Origin of the sequence: Sinomonas notoginsengisoli, from assembly GCF_021554725.1 — a bacterium.
Taxonomy (GTDB): domain Bacteria; phylum Actinomycetota; class Actinomycetes; order Actinomycetales; family Micrococcaceae; genus Sinomonas; species Sinomonas notoginsengisoli.
On sequence record NZ_JAIZDP010000015.1, the window covers coordinates 42,198 to 59,320 of the forward strand.

The following is a 17,123-nucleotide window of genomic DNA, read 5'->3' on the forward strand; positions in this document are numbered from 1 at the left end:
ATGACCGCGATTCCCGGCTCCGCCCCGCAGACCAAGGCGGCTCGCCAGGCGCGCATCCGCGGGCTCTTGGCGGGCGCCTCGGTGCGCTCGCAGGCCGAGCTCGCCGCGCTGCTTTCGGACGACGGCGTGCAGGTTACCCAGGCGACCCTCTCGCGGGATCTCGTGGAGATCGGCGCGGTACGGGTGCGCGGCGCCGATGGCGGGCTGGTCTACGCGGTGCGCGGCGAGGGCGGGGACCGTAGCCCGCGCCTCGGCCCAGCGCCCGAGGTGCTCGATGCACGGCTCGCGAAGCTGTGCGCCGAACTGCTCGTCACCGCCGAGGGGTCGGCGAACATCGCGGTGCTGCGCACCCCGCCGGGCGCGGCGAACTTCTTGGCGCTCGCGATCGACCACTCCGTGATCCCCGCGATCCTCGGCACGATCGCCGGCGATGACACCGTTATGATCGTCACGCGCGAGCCGGCCGGGGGAGAGGCCATGGCGGCCCGATTCCTCGAGCTCGCGTCCCAGGGGGCGTAGGGGTCGCCGCCCGCAACAGGCGCCAACCGGCACAACAGGCGCCAACCGGCACAACAGGCCCGCGGCGGCGCCTGTTGTGCCGGTAACGGCCTGCCATGCGCGTCCGGCGTGCTCCATCGAACGAGCGGTCCGGGGCCGACGATGCACCGGTTGAGCGAGGTGTTCGATCAGGAATAGAGGAGCCCGCCCGCGCCGTGCGACGTAGTCTGAACTGCGAAGAGCCACGAATCAGGAGGGCCCATGCCGTACACCGTTGACTTCAAGGACGTATCCACCACGGGACTGGAGTCATCTCCCGTCGCCCAGGCGCTGGCAGGGCTGCGCGCCAACGAAGCCCGTTACTTCAAGAACAAGTACGACCACGACTTCACGGTCACGCCGGCGAGCGAGGACCCGGAGACGCTGGCCTACATCAACAAGGTCCTCTCCGAGGAGCGGAACATCGTGATCGCCTCGACCCCGCTCGAAGTCACGGAATTCGAGGTGGACGGCATCAGGATGTCGTACGTGTTCTACGAGTCAGGCCTGTCGATCAACGTCATGTACACCCTCGAAGACGGCGGGAAGCGCGGCGTCGGGTTCAAGCTGTCCGACGGGATGGACGTGCCTGAGGAGCTGGGTGACTTCAAGTTCGCGCGTCAGAAGTCGAAGTTGGCTGGGACGATCCGCGGCTCCTACTTCGTGATCAAGGGCGAGTACTGAACCGTTCCGCCAGAGTGTTGAGCTTGACGAGATAGGCGGGCCAATCGATGTCGGGGAGGGCGCTGGTGCCAGTGCGGAAGCCCGCCTCTCCGTCGATCAGCTCGCGGATGATGTCCGCGTGCCCGGCATGCCGGGCCACCTCCGCGATGACGTGGATCATGATCCGTTCGAGCGTCACGTGGCCCCGGTCCCCGGGCCACCAGGGGACCTGCCCCGGCGCGCCGAGAGGCAGCTGCTCGATCGTCGCGTCGCAGAACGCCCAGGCGCGCCGGTAGAAGTCGACGATGCCCGTGACCGTCTCGTCCTCGGTCGCGTACCAGTCGGACTGCGGGTCGGCGTCGAACTCCGCGTCCGAGACGAGCTCCTCCGGCGCTGGCCACTGACGCCCGAAGGGCTTGCCGAAGTAGCCGATCTCGACGTTGGCCACGTGCTTGATGAGGCCGAGGAGGTTGGTCCCGGTGGGCGTGCGCGGCAGCCGCAGCTCCCGTTCGCTCAGGCCCTCGAGCTTCCACAGCAGGGCCTCCCGCTGGGTCTGGAGGTAGCGCTTGAGGGCGGTCTTGGGATCGTTGAGGTCCGTCATGACGCCATTCTCACCGAGATCCCACTGAAGAGCGTGTCACAGATCCGCAGGCAACGGTGTCTTGTGGTCGGAATCCCGACACACGGGATACCGGACCCTAGGAGACACCGTGATTGACAACAGGAGCAGCGCCAGCACCCGCGTCGTCGTGATCGGCGGCGGGTACGCCGGGACCATGGCGGCGAACCGGCTCACGAAGCGCCGAGACGTGGACGTGGCCCTCATCAACCCACGCGCGGAGTTCGTCGAGCGGGTCCGCCTTCACCAGCTTGTCGGAGGGACGCACGACGCCGTCCACGACTTCGCCGCTGTCCTCTCGCCGCGCGTCCGCCTCGTCGTGGATACCGCGGTGCGCATCGACGCCCAGCAGCGCGCCGTCGGGCTCATATCGGGCGCGACCGTCGCGTATGACTACCTTGTCTACGCCGTCGGAAGCTTCGGCGCGACGCCAAGCATGCCGGGCGTGGCGGAGTTCGCCTACCCGATATCGACCCTCGAGGACGCGCGACGGGCCCGGGCGGCCGTCGACGTGGCGCCGGAGTCCGGCGCTGTGACGATCGTCGGCGCGGGCCCTACGGGCATCGAGACTGCCGCCGAGCTCACGGAGCAGGGACGCGGCGTGACCCTCGTGTGCGGTGGCGAGCTGGGCCCGTATCTGGAGGCGCCCGCCCGCAGGGTCGTCGGGGACAGGCTGCGATCGCTCAAAGTGACGGTGCTCGACGGCGACGGCGACGGCGCACGCGTGGTTGAGGTGGGTGCGGCCACCGTGCTTCTGGAGGACGGCCGCGAGGTCGCCAGCGACGTGACGCTCTGGACAGCGGGATTTGCGGTACCAGATCTCGCCGCGCGCAGCGGCCTGAGCACGGACGAGGCAGGTCGCCTCCTCACCGACGAGACGCTCACGAGCGTGGACAGCCCGCGGATCGTCGCCGCGGGAGACTCCGCCTCACCGTCGGGCGCGCCCTACCGGATGAGCTGCCAGATCGCTGTCCCGCTCGGCAATCTGGCGGCGGACACGGTGTTGGCGCGTATCGACGGCCGGGAGCCGAAGGCCGTGGCCCCTGGATTCGTCGGGCAGTGCCTGAGTCTGGGACGCCGCTTCGGCGTGTACCAGTTCGCTTCAAAAGACGACCATGCGACGAAGGCCTATGTCGCCGGACGCAGCGCGGCCATCCTCAAGGAGTCCGGGTCTGGGTTCGCCTACGGGTCATTGGTCTTCGAGGGCAAGCGACCCGGACTCATGAACTGGGTCCCGTTCAAGGACACCGGGCGGCAGGGCCTGCTTGAGTCAGCGCGGGTCAGCGCGTAATCACCGGATCGACCACCAGGAGGAAGAACCGTCATGGAGAGCACCGCCTCAGCTGCTTCAGGGAGCACCCCGCGCACCCGTGTCGCCGTGATCGGCGGCGGATATGCCGGCACGATGGCAGCCAACCGGCTGACCCAACGACCGGACGTGGACGTCACCCTCGTCAACCCGCGCAACGAGTTCGTCGAGCGGGTCCGCCTGCACCAGCTTGTGGGCGGGACGCACGACGCCGTCCGCGACTTCGCCGCCGTCCTCTCGCCGCGCGTACGGCTCGTCGTGGACACGGCCGCGCGCATCGACGCCCAGCAGCGCGCCGTGGAGCTCGCTTCAGGCTCGACGATCGCGTACGACTACCTCGTCTACGCTGTGGGAAGCGCGGCGGCATCTCCGCTGATCCCCGGTGCTGCCGAATTCGCCCACCCGGTGTCCATCCTCGAACAGGCGCAGCGGCTCCGCGCGATCGTGGCCACGACGCCGCCGAGGGCGCCCATCACCGTGGTCGGCGCCGGTCCGCTCGGCATCGAAGTGGCCTCGGAGCTCGCCGAACAGGGCCGAGCAGTCACGCTTCTGTGCGGTGGCACGCTCGGCCCCTACCTGCACCCAAGGGGCCGCCGTTCGGTGGCCGCCGGATTGGCGAGGCTCGGCGTCACCGTGCTCGAGGGCCCCGCGTCCCGGGTTGCCGAGGTGACCCGAGACGCCGTCCGCCTTGCCGACGGCCACGACCTTGCCAGCGCCGTGTCGGTGTGGGCCACCGGGTTCGCTGCCTCGGCGCTCGCGCTCCGCAGCGGGCTCAGTGTCGACTCCGCGGGACGGCTCCTGACCGACGAGACGCTGACCAGCATCGACGACGGCCGCATCGTCGCGACAGGCGACGCCGCCTCACCGTCGGGCATGCCCCTGAGGATGAGCTGCCAAGCAGCACTTCCGCTCGGCTCGCATGCGGCGGACACGGTGCTACAGCGGATCGCAGGCCAGACCCCGCAGGACTTTACCCGCGGAATCGCCGCGATGTGCGTGAGCCTGGGCCGGCGGGATGGCGTCTTCCAGTTCGCCCGCTCCGATGACACGGCCATCTGGCTGCATGTGTCGGGACGAGCTGGTGCGCTGCTGAAGGAAGCGGCGTGCACCAGCCCGATCGACCAGCTGGCCAAGGAGGCACGCAGACCCGGCTCGCATGCCTGGATCGTCAGGGACCGCAGGCGCACCGCCCGGATCGCGTCCCGTGGCTCCGTGGGGCTGGTGCCCGCTCACAAGGGAGGCTAGGGTGGCGGCGATGTCACGCAGGGAGGAAAGTCCGCCACGGCATGAGCACGCGGTGGGTGTGGCAACAGAGGTGTTCGTGGCCCACCGTAACCTCCTGTTCACGGTCGCGTACGAGATGCTCGGTTCTGCTGCCGACGCCGAGGACGTCCTCCAGGAGTCGTGGCTGCGATGGGCCGAGGTGGACTTGGAGACAGTCCGGGACGGGCGCTCCTACCTGATCAGGATCGTGACCCGTCAGGCTCTCAATCGCCTCCGGACGATGGCGCGCCGCAAGGAGGCGTACGTGGGCCCGTGGCTCCCCGAGCCGCTGCTGACATCCCCGGACGTGGCCGAGGACGTCGAGCTCGCCGAGAGCCTGTCCATGGCGCTCATGGTGGTGCTCGAAACCCTCACACCCACCGAGCGCGCCGTGTTCGTCCTGCGAGAGGTCTTCGACGTCGGCTACGAGGAAATCGCCCGATCAGTGGACAAGAGCGAGGCGGCGGTCCGACAGATAGCCCACCGGGCCCGGAAGCACGTCGAGGCCCGGCAGCCGCGCCAGCCCGCGTCAGCGGCGGAGGCCCGCACAGCGCTGGCCTCGCTGCAGCGCGCACTCGAGACGGGCGACCGGCAGGGATTCCTCGACGTGCTCGCGCCGGATGTCGTGTACATCGGTGACGGCGGTGGAATCCGGCAGGCGGCGCTGCGGCCCGTGGTGGGTGCAGATCGGATCGTCCGGATGGTGATGGGGGGTCTGGCAAAATCGGGGGTGATTCCGACCGCCGAGCCCGCGCTCGTCAACGGCACGCCAGCCCTCGTGTTCCGATTGAACGGCAAGCTCGACGGCGTGCTGGCCGCACGCGTCGACAGCACGGGGATCACCGGGCTCTACTACGTGCGCAATCCGGAGAAGCTCACGCGCCTCGGGGCGGACACGGTGGTCGTTCGCTCCTGACGTGCCGGGGCGGCTCACGAGCGCCATCCGCCCTCCTCTGCCAGCGAGGCGAGCAGGAGGGCCTCGGCCAGGATGGCCTTTCCGAAGTCGTCGAGGTCGATGGACTCGTCAACGCCGTGGGCGCGCGAGTCGGGGTCCTCGGCACCGTTGATGAGCACTTGGGCGCCGGGGATCGACGCCGCCAGCTCGGCGGCCGCCGGGATCGAACCCCCCACGCCCATGAGGACCGGTGGGACGCCCCAAGCCTCCTCCATCGCGCGCAGCATCGATCGCGCAGCCGGTGACTGGGCGTCGCCGGCGAACGACCTCGTTGCGCTCCCCGGTGCGAGGGTGACGTGTGCTCCGAGCGGGGTGTGCTCCTCGAGATGCGCCCGCACCGTGTCGAGGGCTCGGGCCGGATCGTCGCCGGGCGCGATCCTGAGACTGACCTTGGCCCTGGCCCTTGGGACGATGGCGTCTGGCGAGAGGTCCACTGGCGGTGCGTCGAGCCCGATGACCGACAGTGCGGGCTTGGTCCACAGTCTCGATGTGATGCTCCCCGATCCGGCGAGCCGTACCCCCGGCAGTACAGCCGCGTCCGACCTGTAGTCCTCCTCGCTCAGCTCCGTCCCACCGGCGTCCCAGCCCACAAGCCCGGCAACGGCCACGCTTCCGTCCGGGGCATACAGGCTCGCGATGAGCTGTGCGAGTACCGCGAGGGCATCGAGTACCGGGCCACCGTAGGTTCCCGTGTGCAGGGCGTGCTCGAGCACGCGGACCTCTATCGTGGCTGAAGCGTAGCCCCTCAGGCTCGTGGTGAGAGCGGGCGTCCCGACGCGCCAGTTGCCCGAGTCGGCGACGATCACGACGTCCGATCGCAGGACCTTTGGGTGACGGTCCAGGAGCGCCGGAAGTGATGGCGAGCCGATCTCCTCCTCTCCATCGATGAGCACGGTCACACCGAGGCCCACCTCGGGCCCGAGGGCTCGAACGAGGGCACGGTACGCCGCGAGGTGGAGGATGACGCCGCCCTTGTTGTCCGCGACGCCGCGCCCGTACAGGCGCCCGCCCAGCTCGGTGGCCTCGAACGGGGGCACCTGCCACTCGGCGGGGTCGCCCGCAGGCTGGACGTCATGGTGTGCGTACAGGAGGACTGTAGGACCTCCGGGTGGTGCAGGTTTGTGGGCGAGGACGGCAGGGGCTCCCTGCGTGCCATCCGGCCGCGGCGCCTGTACGACTCCGACCTCGGGAAAGCCCGCCCTGGTGAACAGGTCGGCGACGAGTGCGGCGCTGACACCGAGCGGGCTGGGGTCGAGTGTGGGCCAGGCCGAGCCAGGAATCGCGACGAGGCGGGCCAAATCCGTGATTGCCTCGTTGAAGCCTGCCTCGGCCTGTGCGCGCACATTCCCGCTTTCGTCTGGCATGCGCCCACCCTCTCAGAGTGAAGGCGTCGGGCCAAGCGTTGTCACTGGGGCTCTGGCCGACGACAATGCCTGAGAGCTGACGCCACGGATTGCGACGAATGCATATCTATGTAGACTGATGCATAACAATTCGTAATCCGCTCTGCTGTGGATTCTGTGCCAAAGGAGAACCCCATGAAGGATCGCATCGTCCTCGCCTATTCGGGCGGTCTGGACACCTCCGTTGCCATCGGCTGGATCGCCGACGCGACAGGCGCCGAGGTGGTCGCCGTCGCCGTCGATGTGGGCCAGGGCGGCGAGAACATGGAGACGGTGCGCCAGCGCGCTCTGGGCTGCGGCGCTGTGGAGGCCTACATCGCGGACGCCCGCGACGAGTTCGCCGACGAGTACTGCATGCCCACCCTCAAGGCCAACGGCCTCTATCAGGGCCACTATCCGCTCGTCTCGGCGATCTCGCGTCCAGTGATCGTCAAGCACCTCGTCAAGGCCGCCCGCGAGTTCGGTGCCACCACCGTGGCCCACGGCTGCACCGGCAAGGGCAACGACCAGGTCCGCTTCGAGGTGGGCATCCAGACCCTCGGCCCCGACCTCAAATGCATCGCACCGGTCCGCGACCTAGCGCTCACCCGCGACAAGGCGATCGCGTACGCGGAGGAGAAGCACCTCCCCATCATCACCACCAAGAAGAACCCCTACTCGATCGACCAGAACGTGTGGGGCCGCGCGGTGGAGACGGGCTACCTCGAGGACATCTGGAACGCCCCGACCAAGGACATCTACGACTACACGGCGGCGCCTGAGTTCCCGCCAGCGCCGGATGAGGTGACGATCACCTTCGCTCAGGGCGCGCCCACCGCGCTCGACGGCGTCGCCATGACCCCGCTGCAGATCATCCAGGAGCTCAACCGCCGCGCGGGTGCCCAGGGCGTGGGCCGCATCGACGTGGTCGAGGACCGCCTCGTGGGCATCAAGAGCCGCGAGATCTACGAGGCCCCCGGAGCCATGGCCCTCATCGCGGCGCACAAGCACCTCGAGGACATCACGATCGAGCGCGAGCACGCGCGCTTCAAGGCCGGCGTGGACCGCCGCTGGAGCGAGCTCGTGTACGACGGCCAGTGGTTCTCCCCGCTCAAGCGCGCCCTGGACGTCTTCATCGACGACTCCCAGAAGTACGTCTCCGGCGACATCCGGATGGTCCTGCATGGCGGCACGGCCGTGGTGAATGGCCGCCGCTCCGACACGTCGCTGTACGACTTCAACCTCGCCACGTACGACACCGGCGACACGTTCGACCAGTCGAACGCCAAGGGCTTCATCGACATCTGGGGCATGTCCTCCAAGGTCGCCTCGAGCCGCGACCAGCGCGTCGCGGGGGAGTAGGGCGATGGTTGACGGGATGGGCCCACGAGTGCAGGGGTCCCCGACCGAGCGCAGCGAGGCCGGGGGGCACTCGGGGACGAATGAGGGCGCGCTCTGGGGCGGACGCTTCGCCGGGGGACCTGCGGACGCACTGGCCGCACTGAGCAAGTCCACGCACTTCGACTGGCGCCTGGCCCGTTACGACATCGCCGGCTCGCGTGCGCACGCACGCGTCCTGCACCGCGCAGGACTGCTCGACGACGTCGAGCTGGCCGGCATGCTCGACGCGCTGGACCGCCTTGACGCTGACGTGGCCTCGGGCGCGTACGTCGCGGCCGAGTCCGACGAGGACGTGCACGGCTCGCTCGAGCGCGGCCTCATCGAGCGCGCCGGCACGCACCTCGGCGGCAAGCTCCGCGCGGGCCGCTCGCGAAACGACCAGATCGCGACCCTCGGGCGCATGTTCCTGCGCGACCACGCGCGGATCATCGCCTGCGGTGTCCTCGCCACGGTCGACGCGCTCGTGACCCAGGCCGAGGCGCACCCAGAAGCGGCGATGCCCGGCCGGACGCACCTCCAGCACGCGCAGCCCGTCCTGCTCAGCCACCACCTCCTGGCCCACGGGTGGGCACTGCTCCGCGACGTCCAGCGCCTCGCGGACTGGGACAAGCGCGCGGCCGTTTCCCCCTACGGCTCAGGGGCGCTCGCGGGCTCGTCCCTCGGGCTCGACCCGGAGGCCGTCGCTGCGGACCTCGGCTTCGACTCGGCCGTGCACAACTCGATCGACGGCACGGCCTCGCGGGATGTCTTCGCCGAGTTCGCCTGGGTCGCGGCGATGATCGGCGTGGACCTCTCCCGCGTCTCGGAGGAGGTCATCCTCTGGGCCACGAAGGAATTCTCCTTCGTCACGCTCGACGACGCCTACTCCACCGGCTCGAGCATCATGCCGCAGAAGAAGAACCCGGACGTCGCCGAGCTCGCCCGGGGCAAGGCCGGGCGCCTCATCGGTGACCTCACAGGCCTGCTCGCGACCCTCAAGGGCCTTCCGCTCGCGTACAACCGCGACCTGCAGGAGGACAAGGAGCCGGTGTTCGACGCCGCGGACACGCTCGAGCTCCTGCTCCCGGCCGTATCCGGCATGATCGGGACGCTGACCTTCAACACCGGGCGCATGGCGGCCCTCGCGCCGCAGGGCTTCGCCCTTGCGACCGACATCGCCGAGTGGCTCGTCCGCCAGGGCGTGCCGTTCCGCGAAGCCCACGAGCTCTCGGGCGCCGCCGTCAAGCAGGCAGAGTCGCGCGGCGTCGAGCTCTGGGACCTCACCGACGGAGAGTACGCGGCGATCAGCCCCGCGCTCACCCCGGAGGTCCGTTCGGTGCTGTCCACGGAGGGTTCTCTGGCGAGTCGGAGCGCGCAGGGCGGGACTGCGCCGTCGGCCGTCACGAAGCAGCTTGACGCACTCAAGGCCCAGCTGGGCGAGGCGCGCGCGTTCGCCATCCACACGCCGTCGGCCGGCTGAGAGCTCCTACTCCGCGCAGCCCGCCGACTGCGGCGGCCGTCCCCTTCCCAATGACGGCCGCCGCGGCGCATCATCATTCCGTGGCCCGCGCGCTGATGCTCGTCGTCGCTCACCCCGACGACGACGCCGTCGGCATTGCCGGCTCGATCGCCCTCCACGGGCACGAGCCGGCGTTTCGTTTCGCGCTCGTCCACGCCACCGACGGAGCGGCTGGCCTGATCGCCCCCGAGGTCGACGCGACGCCCGCGACCCTCGGTGCCCTGCGGCGGCTCGAGGACGCGAAGGCCTGGGCGGCGCACGGCCGCGGGCCGGACCGCCACGAGTGGCTTGGGTACGACGACGGCAGACTCGCCCACGTGGATTTCGCCGAGCTCACAGCCCGCGTGGGCGCACTCCTCGATGAGGAGAGGCCGGATGTCGTTGCGACCTTCGGCCCCGACGGCGTGACGGGCCATCCCGACCACATCGCCATCGGCCGGGCCACGGACGCGGCCTTCGTCTCCCTCGCGCTGGATGGCGGCCCTGGACTCAAGCGACTTCTGCACTGGGCCATGAAGGAGTCGACGTGGCGGCGCGTCAATGTGGCGCGCCAGGCGACGGGGCTGGCGGCCTGGGATCCATCGCAGGTCTACCACTTCCGCGGAATCCCCGACGAACTGGTGGACATTCGGGTGGACACGAGCAGCGTTGCCGAGCGCGTCGTTGCGGGCCTGTCGGAGCACAGGAGCCAGCGGCTCTCCCTGTTCGAACACCCCCTGGCCCGCGCTGCCTGGCTTTCGGCGACGTCGAGGGAGTACTTCGTACAGGCCTGGCCTCCGCGCGGACGGGGCGAGCCGCTCTTGACTGACATCTTCGAGGGTCTCGAGTAGGTACGCTGGGCCGCATGGGAACCCGTGCCGCAGCCCTGACCGATGAAGAGCTCCTCATGGCGCTGCGGGCCGCAGCGGAGGGGATCCACAGCGAGCTCGGCGGCCTCTCGGAGGATTCGGTCACGGCACCGTCTGAGCTGCCGGGCTGGACCCGCGGCCATGTGCTCGCCCACATCGAGGGGATCGCCTCCGCCCTCGCGCGGCAGGCCGAGCTTGCGCGACGCCACAGGCAGGCGGACCTCTACGACGGCGGCTTGCCCGCTCGAGACCGTGCCATCGAGGCCGGGGCGCATGCCGCGGCGGGCGTGCACCGCAAGCGGGTCGGGGCGTCGGTGGACCGCGCGCTCGCGGCCTTCGAGGTGTTGAGCCCGGAGGAATGGGATACCCCGGTGCGCTTCCGAGATGGCGTGGTGCGCGACGCGGCCTTGGCGCTGTGGCGCGAGCTTGTCATCCACCGCGGCGATCTCGGAACCGGGTGCACCCAGCAGGAGTGGTCGGGTGCCTTCTGCCGGCATCTCCTCGGCTTCCTCGCCCCACGGGTTCCCGAGGGCCGCACCTTCGACCTGTGTGCCACAGGAGGTGAGGAGATCAGCCTCGGCGGCGGCAGCGACGTCGTCGTCCTCGAGGGGCGTCTCCAGGACTTGGCGGCGTGGCTCGCGGGGCGTTCCGTCTCGCACGGTGCCGTCCGCGCCACGCATGCCGGTGAGGCCGTGCCCCTGCCCGGGCTCGGGCCGTGGCCCTCGGCGATTCCCACGAAGTAGCCGATGGACTTCGATGGACTCGTCCGCTGGCTCCTGCGGGATCCGGTGGCAGTCGCTCCGGATCTCCTCGGCGCAGTGCTGACGCATACGACGCCGGAGGGCGCCGTGAGTGTCCGGCTCACCGAGGTCGAGGCCTACCGCGGCCACCGCGGCTCAGACCACCCCGACCCGGGCTCGCACTCCTACAACGGACGAACGCCGCGGAACGAGGTCATGTGGGGTCCTCCCGGGCGCCTGTACGTCTACTTCACCTACGGCATGCACTTCTGCGCGAACGTGGTGTGCGGTCCCGCAGGAACGTCGTCAGGGTGCCTCCTGCGGGCGGGAGAGATCATCGGGGGAGTCGAACTAGCGCGTTCGCGCCGTGCGTCTGCGAGGCGGGACGTCGAGCTAGCCCGTGGGCCTGCCAGGCTCACGCAGGCGCTCGGGATCGGCCGCGGTGACGATGGTGCGACGCTCGACGGCGCGCGGTTCCGCCTCGTGCCGCCAGCGCACCGGGCCGCTGGGGTGCTGTCCGGACCCCGGGTGGGGCTGGCCGGTCCGGGAGGATCCGAGGACTACCCGTGGCGGTTCTGGCTGCCCGGCGAGCCGAGCGTCTCCCAGTACCGCCCAGCCAAGCCGCGGCCCCTCCGCGCTTAGGCTGCGTCCGCCGGAGCGACGCTGATGGGAAAGGCCCGTGCCGCAAGCCGCGCGAGGAGGCGGGCGCGGACCATGGGCCACTCGGCGTCGAGCACTGAGAAGACGGCGGCGTCAACGCGTGGGCCGTCGTGGCCCGGCCGGTATGCGCGCAGCGTTCCCTCGTAGACCGCGCCGAGCGCCAGGAGGGCCTTCGCGCTGCGCGCGTTGCGGGTGTCCACCCGGAACGCGATGCGACTCAGGGTCAGGTCCTCGAAGCCATGCTGCAGCAGAAGCAGTTTGCTCGCCGGATTCATCCCCGAACCCCAATGGGGGCGGCCGAAGAAGGTCCCGCCCAGCTCGGCACGCCCGAGCCTCGCATCGACGTCGTACAGCCCTGTCGTGCCCGCGAGCGCCCCCGTCGCGCCGTCGGCCACGGTGAACGGCAGCGCCGAGGGGTCCGCAAGGCGCGCGGCAAAGAGCTCTGCCAGATCCTCGACCGAGTCAGGACGGCGTGCGGCCATGCCCGACCACAGCGAGTCGTCGATGTGGCCGAAGAGGTGTTCCGCGTGCTGGGGCGCCAGCGGAAGCAAACGGATGCCGTGCCCGGCGAACGTGAGCTCGTGATGCATGGTGCCAGTGAAGCATCCGGGCGTCCCCGCGTGGGCGGTGTCACCGGCCATGTGGATAGGAACTTTCGCCTAACGTGGAGGTGTGAGTGATCCCAGCCCAGAAACCGCGGCCCAGACCCCTTCGACGAGCGGCGCCGCCGGCCCCGAGAACGTGCCCGGCGCCCGGGCTGTGGAGGACATCCTGGACCGTCTCTGCATGACCGTTCCGGACTACCCGAAGCCCGGGATCACGTTCAAGGACCTCACCCCGGTGTTCGCCGACGCCCAGGGGCTGCGGGCCATCGTGGACGCCATCGTCCGGCCGTTTGCCGGGCAATTCGATCTCGTGGCCGGGATCGAGGCGAGGGGCTTCCTGCTGGCGGCCGCTGCAGCCTACGCGACTGGCACCGGCGTCCTGACAGTCCGCAAGGCCGGCAAGCTCCCGCGTGAGACGTTCACCGAGGAATACGCCCTCGAGTACGGCAGTGCAGCACTCGAGGTGCACACCACCGACATCCCGGCCGGCGCCCGCGTCCTCGTCCTCGACGACGTCCTGGCCACGGGCGGGACGGTGGGAGCAGCGGTGCGGCTCGTCAACCGGTCGGGCGGCAGCGTGGTGGGCATCGGTGTCGTGCTCGAGCTCGTCGGCCTGGGCGGCCGGAAGGCGCTCGCGGGCGAGCGCGTGCACTCGCTCCAGCAACTCCATGACTGACCGGCGTCACATCGTGTGGAGGGTTTCGCGTCCGTTCACCGGAATCGCTGTAGAATGGACGGTCGAACTTTTCTGACAGGGGAAGGCAAGGATGCTCGACGCCGATCTTGCCCATGAACGGGACTACGTCAAGGGCCTCTACACGAGGCTTGACGAGCTGCGAGAGGAGAAGCGCGGCCAGCTCGCGGCCGTCCGCAAGGCGGGTGCGATCGGCTCAAGCCAGAACGTTTCGGAGCGCGACGCCTTTGCCGCGATGTATGAGGACCGGCTCGCCCAGCTCGATGCTGTCGAGGACCGGCTCGTGTTCGGCCGCCTCGACCTTGACGATGGCGAGTCGCAGTACATCGGCCGCATCGGCATGAGCACTGAGGACCTTCGCCGTCTCATGGTGGACTGGCGCGCCCCTGAGGCGAGCCACTTCTACCAGGCCACGGCATTCGACCGCCAGGGGGTGCGGCGCCGCCGCCACCTGATCCTCCAGGGCCGCGACGTCAAGGCCCTCGAGGATGACGTGCTCGACTCGGAGCTGCTCGCCGACGGCGCGGCCCACCACCAGGGCGAGGGCGCGCTCCTCGCGGCGCTCAACTCGAAGCGTACGGGCCGCATGGCGGATATCGTCAGCACCATCCAGGCGGAGCAGGACCGGATCATCCGGGCCCCCTTGCCCGGCGCCCTCGTCGTGCAGGGAGGCCCGGGTACCGGCAAGACCGCGGTGGCTCTCCACCGGGCGGCCTACCTGCTGTACTCGCACCGCGACCGGCTCAAGAGCGCGGGCGTGCTGCTGGTGGGCCCGTCGTCGTCCTTCATGAAGTACATCGAGCGCGTCCTTCCCTCGCTCGGCGAGACCGGCGTGGTCATGTCCAGCGTGGGGCGCCTCATGCCCGGGATCACGGCCGTCCCCGAGAGGGACGCGCGTGTCGCGGCGCTCAAGGGCAGCGAGCGCATGGTGAGCCTCATTGCGGCGGCCGTCGCAAACCGTCAGCGGATCCCGCCCTCGGAGCGCATCCTCGAGGTCGAGGGCTACAAGCTGCTCCTGACGCCGCGCGAGGTGCGCCGCGCCCGCGAGAAGGCCCGAGCAACGGGGAAGCCATACAACGAGGCGCGGAACACGTTCGTCAAGATCCTCCTGCGGGAGCTCACAGAGCAGCTCCAGGCCAAGGTCGAGGCCAGCGGCTCCGGGAACACCGCGGACCGCTCCTACCTCGCCGAGGACGTCCGGCAGTCCCGCGACGTGCGCGTGGCCGTGAATCTGTGCTGGATGCCCGTGACGGCGGAGAAGCTCGTCTCCGAACTGTTCAGCAAGCGCAGCATCCTCGACGCGGTCGCCGGTGACTTCACCCCTGAGGAACGCGACCTCCTGCGCCGTCCCTCCGAGGCCCCGTGGACCGAGGCGGACGTGCCTCTCCTCGACGAGGCGGCGGAGCTCCTGGGCGAGCTGGACGCGTCCACTGGCCACGAGGCAGCACGCCGCGAGGCCGAGCGCCGTCGTGATCTCGAGAACGCCCAGCAGGCCCTGAGGAACGTCGACGCGTCCCTGCGCGAGCAGGGCATCGACGGCGTGGTCGAGGCCGAGGACCTGGTGGCGTTCCAGCAGGGGCCGGAGGTGCGTCTCACCGCGGCCGAGCGCGCCGTCGGCGACCGCACTTGGGCATACGGGCACATCATCGTCGACGAGGCCCAGGAACTCTCCTACATGCAGTGGCGTCTGCTCGTGCGCCGCTGCCCCCTCAAGTCGTTCACCATCGTGGGCGATATCGCGCAGACCTCCTCGGCGGCGGGCGCGTCGTCGTGGGGGCACGCACTGCGGCCGTTCTTCGGCGACCGGTGGACGCTCGAGGAGCTGACGGTCAACTACCGTACGCCGAGCCAGATCGCCGAAGCCGCCGCGCGCATGGCAGCCGCTGCGGGCTTCGTCGTGTCCGCGCCCAAGGCGGTGCGCGAGGGCCTGTGGGACCCGATCATCGACCGGGTCACAGCCCGCGCTGACGGCGCAGACCCCGTGGTGCATCGGCTCGTCGAGGTCATTCCCGAAGAACTTGAGGCGGCCGACGGCGGTCTGGTCGCCGTCATTGCGGAAGGTCCACTCCTGCGCTGGGCACGCGAGGCACTGCGCGCGGCCTACGGCCCGCGAGTGGGCGGCGGAGCGGGGAGCTTCGAGCAGGACATCGTGGTGCTGGACCCGCGGGAGGCGAAGGGCCTGGAGTTCGACGTCGTCGTGGTCCTGGAGCCGTCAGAGCTGCTGGACGATGCGCATGGGAAGGTCGGCGACCTTTACGTGGCGATGACCAGGCCCACACAGCGTCTTCGCCTCATCGCCAAGGGTCCCCTTCCCGCGGGAATCGTGCAGGGGGAGCCTGCGGGGTGACTGATACCGTAGAAGCCGTGCCGCAGACAGCAATTCTCGACTCCCAGAAGAACGATCCCAGCTTTCCCAACATCTGGCAGGAGCTCAAGTGGCGTGGACTCGTCCACGTCTCAACGGACGAGGCGGAGCTCGAGGAGCTCCTTGCTGGGAACCCGATCACGTACTACTGCGGTTTCGACCCGACGGCACCGAGTCTGCACCTGGGCAACCTGGTCCAGCTGCTCGTGCTGCGGAGGCTGCAGCTGGCGGGTCACAGCCCGCTGGGGCTGGTGGGCGGATCGACCGGTCTCATCGGAGATCCGCGCCCGAGCGCGGAACGCACCCTCAACACGAAGGACACCGTGGCCGAGTGGGTGGGCTACCTCAAGGCCCAGGTGAGCCGCTTCCTCTCGTTCGAGGGCGTGAACGCGGCGAGGATCGTGAATAACCTCGACTGGACGGCCCCGCTTTCCGCCATCGACTTCCTGCGCGAGATCGGCAAGCACTTCCGCGTCGGGACGATGCTGCGCAAGGATGCCGTTGCCTCGCGCCTCAGCTCAGACGAGGGCATCTCCTACACGGAATTCAGCTACCAGATCCTCCAGGGCATGGACTACCTCGAGCTGTACCGCCAGTACGGATGTGTGCTCGAGACCGGCGGGTCAGACCAGTGGGGCAACCTCACGAGCGGCACCGAGCTCATCCGCAAGGTGGAGGGAAAGTCGGTGCATGCGCTCGGCACGCCGCTCATCACGAACTCGGACGGCACGAAGTTCGGCAAGAGCGAGGGCAACGCTATCTGGCTCGACGCCGCGATGTGCTCGCCGTACACGTTCTACCAGTTCTGGCTCAATACCGCCGACGCGGACGTCGTTGACCGGCTCAAGGTCTTCACGTTCCTGACCCGGTCTGAGATCGAGGAGTTCGAGGAGGCGGTCAAGGAGCGCCCCTTCGCCCGGGAGGCCCAGCGCCGGCTTGCGTTCGAGGTGACCTCCCTCGTGCATGGAGTGGAGGCGACAGAGAAAGTCATTGCAGCATCTGCCGCGCTGTTCGGCAATGGCGATCTCGGCGTTCTCGACGAGGGCATCCTGTCTGCGGCGACAGCGGAGCTCACCACGGCGGCGGTGACCCCGGACCAGCTCGGCATCATCGAGCTTCTGGTCGCGACAGGCCTGGCGGAGAGCAAGTCTGCCGCCCGGCGGACCGTGGGGGAGGGCGGGGCCTACGTGAACAACACGAAGATCACGGATCCGGATGCCGTCGTGACTGCCGACGACGCCCTGCACGGCAGGTACTTCCTCGTCCGCCGGGGCAAGAAGAACCTCGCGACGGCGGTCCTCGAGGCCTGACGCGAGCCTCTGCCGAGGCCCTCCGACGTTTGCCCGGGGGGCCTTCGTGCTGGTGTCGTCGGCGCTGTGATCGAGGCGACACGCCCGCTCCGGCTTTCGAGTTGCGATGCCCCGGGGCAGGGGGTAGTGTATTCCGAGTCGCCAACGCAGCGCGGGGGCGAAAAAACCTCGATCTGACCCCCCGGGAAATGCTCGGAGTCCGGCTGAGCCGGAACATTCTGCAGCGCCCCCGGAGGGGCGGAATTCAAAATTCGGATTTGAATCCGTTTTGAGA

Annotated in this window: 16 protein-coding genes; 13 read left to right on the forward strand and 3 right to left on the reverse strand. The window is 69.5% G+C overall.

The features are described from left to right. Positions 1–519, forward strand: coding sequence for an arginine repressor (locus LF262_RS16025; RefSeq protein WP_372462795.1), 519 nt, complete (start codon positions 1–3; stop codon positions 517–519). A 240-nt stretch (positions 520–759) separates the two neighbouring features. Continuing rightward, the gene (locus LF262_RS16030) at positions 760–1,221 is read left to right on the forward strand and encodes a DUF8821 family protein (RefSeq protein ID WP_235781399.1); all 462 of its coding nucleotides are present in this window, start codon (positions 760–762) and stop codon (positions 1,219–1,221) included. Here the strand turns inward: LF262_RS16030 and LF262_RS16035 are convergent. Continuing rightward, on the reverse strand, positions 1,205–1,801 hold the full coding sequence (locus LF262_RS16035; RefSeq protein ID WP_235781400.1) for a DinB family protein: 597 nt from the start codon (positions 1,799–1,801) through the stop codon (positions 1,205–1,207). The genes LF262_RS16030 and LF262_RS16035 overlap by 17 nt on opposite strands. Before the next feature lie 109 nt (positions 1,802–1,910). Here LF262_RS16035 and LF262_RS16040 point away from each other — a divergent pair, with 109 nt between their 5' ends. Genes LF262_RS16040 through LF262_RS16050 form a run of 3 tightly spaced genes read left to right on the forward strand, consistent with a single transcriptional unit; the run spans position 1,911 to position 5,307 of the window. Further along, positions 1,911–3,110 carry an NAD(P)/FAD-dependent oxidoreductase gene (locus LF262_RS16040; protein ID WP_235781401.1) on the forward strand — a complete coding sequence of 400 codons (1,200 nt, stop codon included), beginning with the start codon at positions 1,911–1,913 and terminating at the stop codon, positions 3,108–3,110. 33 nt (positions 3,111–3,143) lie between these two features. Then, positions 3,144–4,373 (forward strand): NAD(P)/FAD-dependent oxidoreductase, encoded by a 1,230-nt coding sequence (locus LF262_RS16045; protein WP_235781402.1) that lies wholly within the window; start codon positions 3,144–3,146, stop codon positions 4,371–4,373. 52 nt (positions 4,374–4,425) lie between these two features. Next, a complete protein-coding gene (locus LF262_RS16050; RefSeq protein WP_308190552.1) occupies positions 4,426–5,307 on the forward strand; it encodes an RNA polymerase sigma-70 factor in 882 nt (293 codons plus the stop codon). Positions 5,308–5,321: 14 nt separating this feature from the next. Here LF262_RS16050 and LF262_RS16055 read toward each other — a convergent pair whose 3' ends face one another. After that, the gene (locus LF262_RS16055; RefSeq protein ID WP_235781403.1) at positions 5,322–6,710 is read right to left on the reverse strand and encodes a M20/M25/M40 family metallo-hydrolase; all 1,389 of its coding nucleotides are present in this window, start codon (positions 6,708–6,710) and stop codon (positions 5,322–5,324) included. A 174-nt stretch (positions 6,711–6,884) separates the two neighbouring features. Here LF262_RS16055 and LF262_RS16060 point away from each other — a divergent pair, with 174 nt between their 5' ends. The 5 genes from LF262_RS16060 (at position 6,885) to LF262_RS16080 (ending at position 11,857) form a co-directional block, all read left to right on the forward strand. Further along, positions 6,885–8,090 carry an argininosuccinate synthase gene (locus LF262_RS16060; protein WP_235781404.1) on the forward strand — a complete coding sequence of 402 codons (1,206 nt, stop codon included), beginning with the start codon at positions 6,885–6,887 and terminating at the stop codon, positions 8,088–8,090. Between the two features lie 16 nt (positions 8,091–8,106). Beyond that, complete coding sequence (gene argH / locus LF262_RS16065; protein WP_235781405.1) at positions 8,107–9,588, forward strand: argininosuccinate lyase; 1,482 nt, start codon at positions 8,107–8,109, stop codon at positions 9,586–9,588. 80 nt (positions 9,589–9,668) lie between these two features. Continuing rightward, complete coding sequence (locus LF262_RS16070; protein ID WP_235781406.1) at positions 9,669–10,457, forward strand: PIG-L deacetylase family protein; 789 nt, start codon at positions 9,669–9,671, stop codon at positions 10,455–10,457. A gap of 14 nt (positions 10,458–10,471) precedes the next feature. Further along, the gene (locus LF262_RS16075) at positions 10,472–11,218 is read left to right on the forward strand and encodes a maleylpyruvate isomerase family mycothiol-dependent enzyme (protein WP_235781407.1); all 747 of its coding nucleotides are present in this window, start codon (positions 10,472–10,474) and stop codon (positions 11,216–11,218) included. Between the two features lie 3 nt (positions 11,219–11,221). Further along, positions 11,222–11,857, forward strand: a complete 636-nt coding sequence (locus LF262_RS16080; RefSeq protein ID WP_235781408.1) for a DNA-3-methyladenine glycosylase — start codon at positions 11,222–11,224, stop codon at positions 11,855–11,857. Here the strand turns inward: LF262_RS16080 and LF262_RS16085 are convergent. Next, positions 11,854–12,465 (reverse strand): GNAT family N-acetyltransferase, encoded by a 612-nt coding sequence (locus LF262_RS16085; RefSeq protein WP_235781409.1) that lies wholly within the window; start codon positions 12,463–12,465, stop codon positions 11,854–11,856. The two genes, LF262_RS16080 and LF262_RS16085, sit on opposite strands and share 4 nt — an antisense overlap. Before the next feature lie 178 nt (positions 12,466–12,643). Here LF262_RS16085 and LF262_RS16090 point away from each other — a divergent pair, with 178 nt between their 5' ends. The 3 genes from LF262_RS16090 to tyrS all read left to right on the forward strand — a co-directional run bounded on the left by LF262_RS16090 (position 12,644) and on the right by tyrS (position 16,849). Continuing rightward, positions 12,644–13,156 (forward strand): adenine phosphoribosyltransferase, encoded by a 513-nt coding sequence (locus LF262_RS16090; protein ID WP_308190553.1) that lies wholly within the window; start codon positions 12,644–12,646, stop codon positions 13,154–13,156. Between the two features lie 91 nt (positions 13,157–13,247). Further along, positions 13,248–15,521 carry a HelD family protein gene (locus LF262_RS16095; protein ID WP_235781410.1) on the forward strand — a complete coding sequence of 758 codons (2,274 nt, stop codon included), beginning with the start codon at positions 13,248–13,250 and terminating at the stop codon, positions 15,519–15,521. A gap of 17 nt (positions 15,522–15,538) precedes the next feature. Beyond that, positions 15,539–16,849, forward strand: coding sequence for a tyrosine--tRNA ligase (gene tyrS, locus LF262_RS16100; protein WP_235781411.1), 1,311 nt, complete (start codon positions 15,539–15,541; stop codon positions 16,847–16,849). Positions 16,850–17,123: the final 274 nt, after the last annotated feature.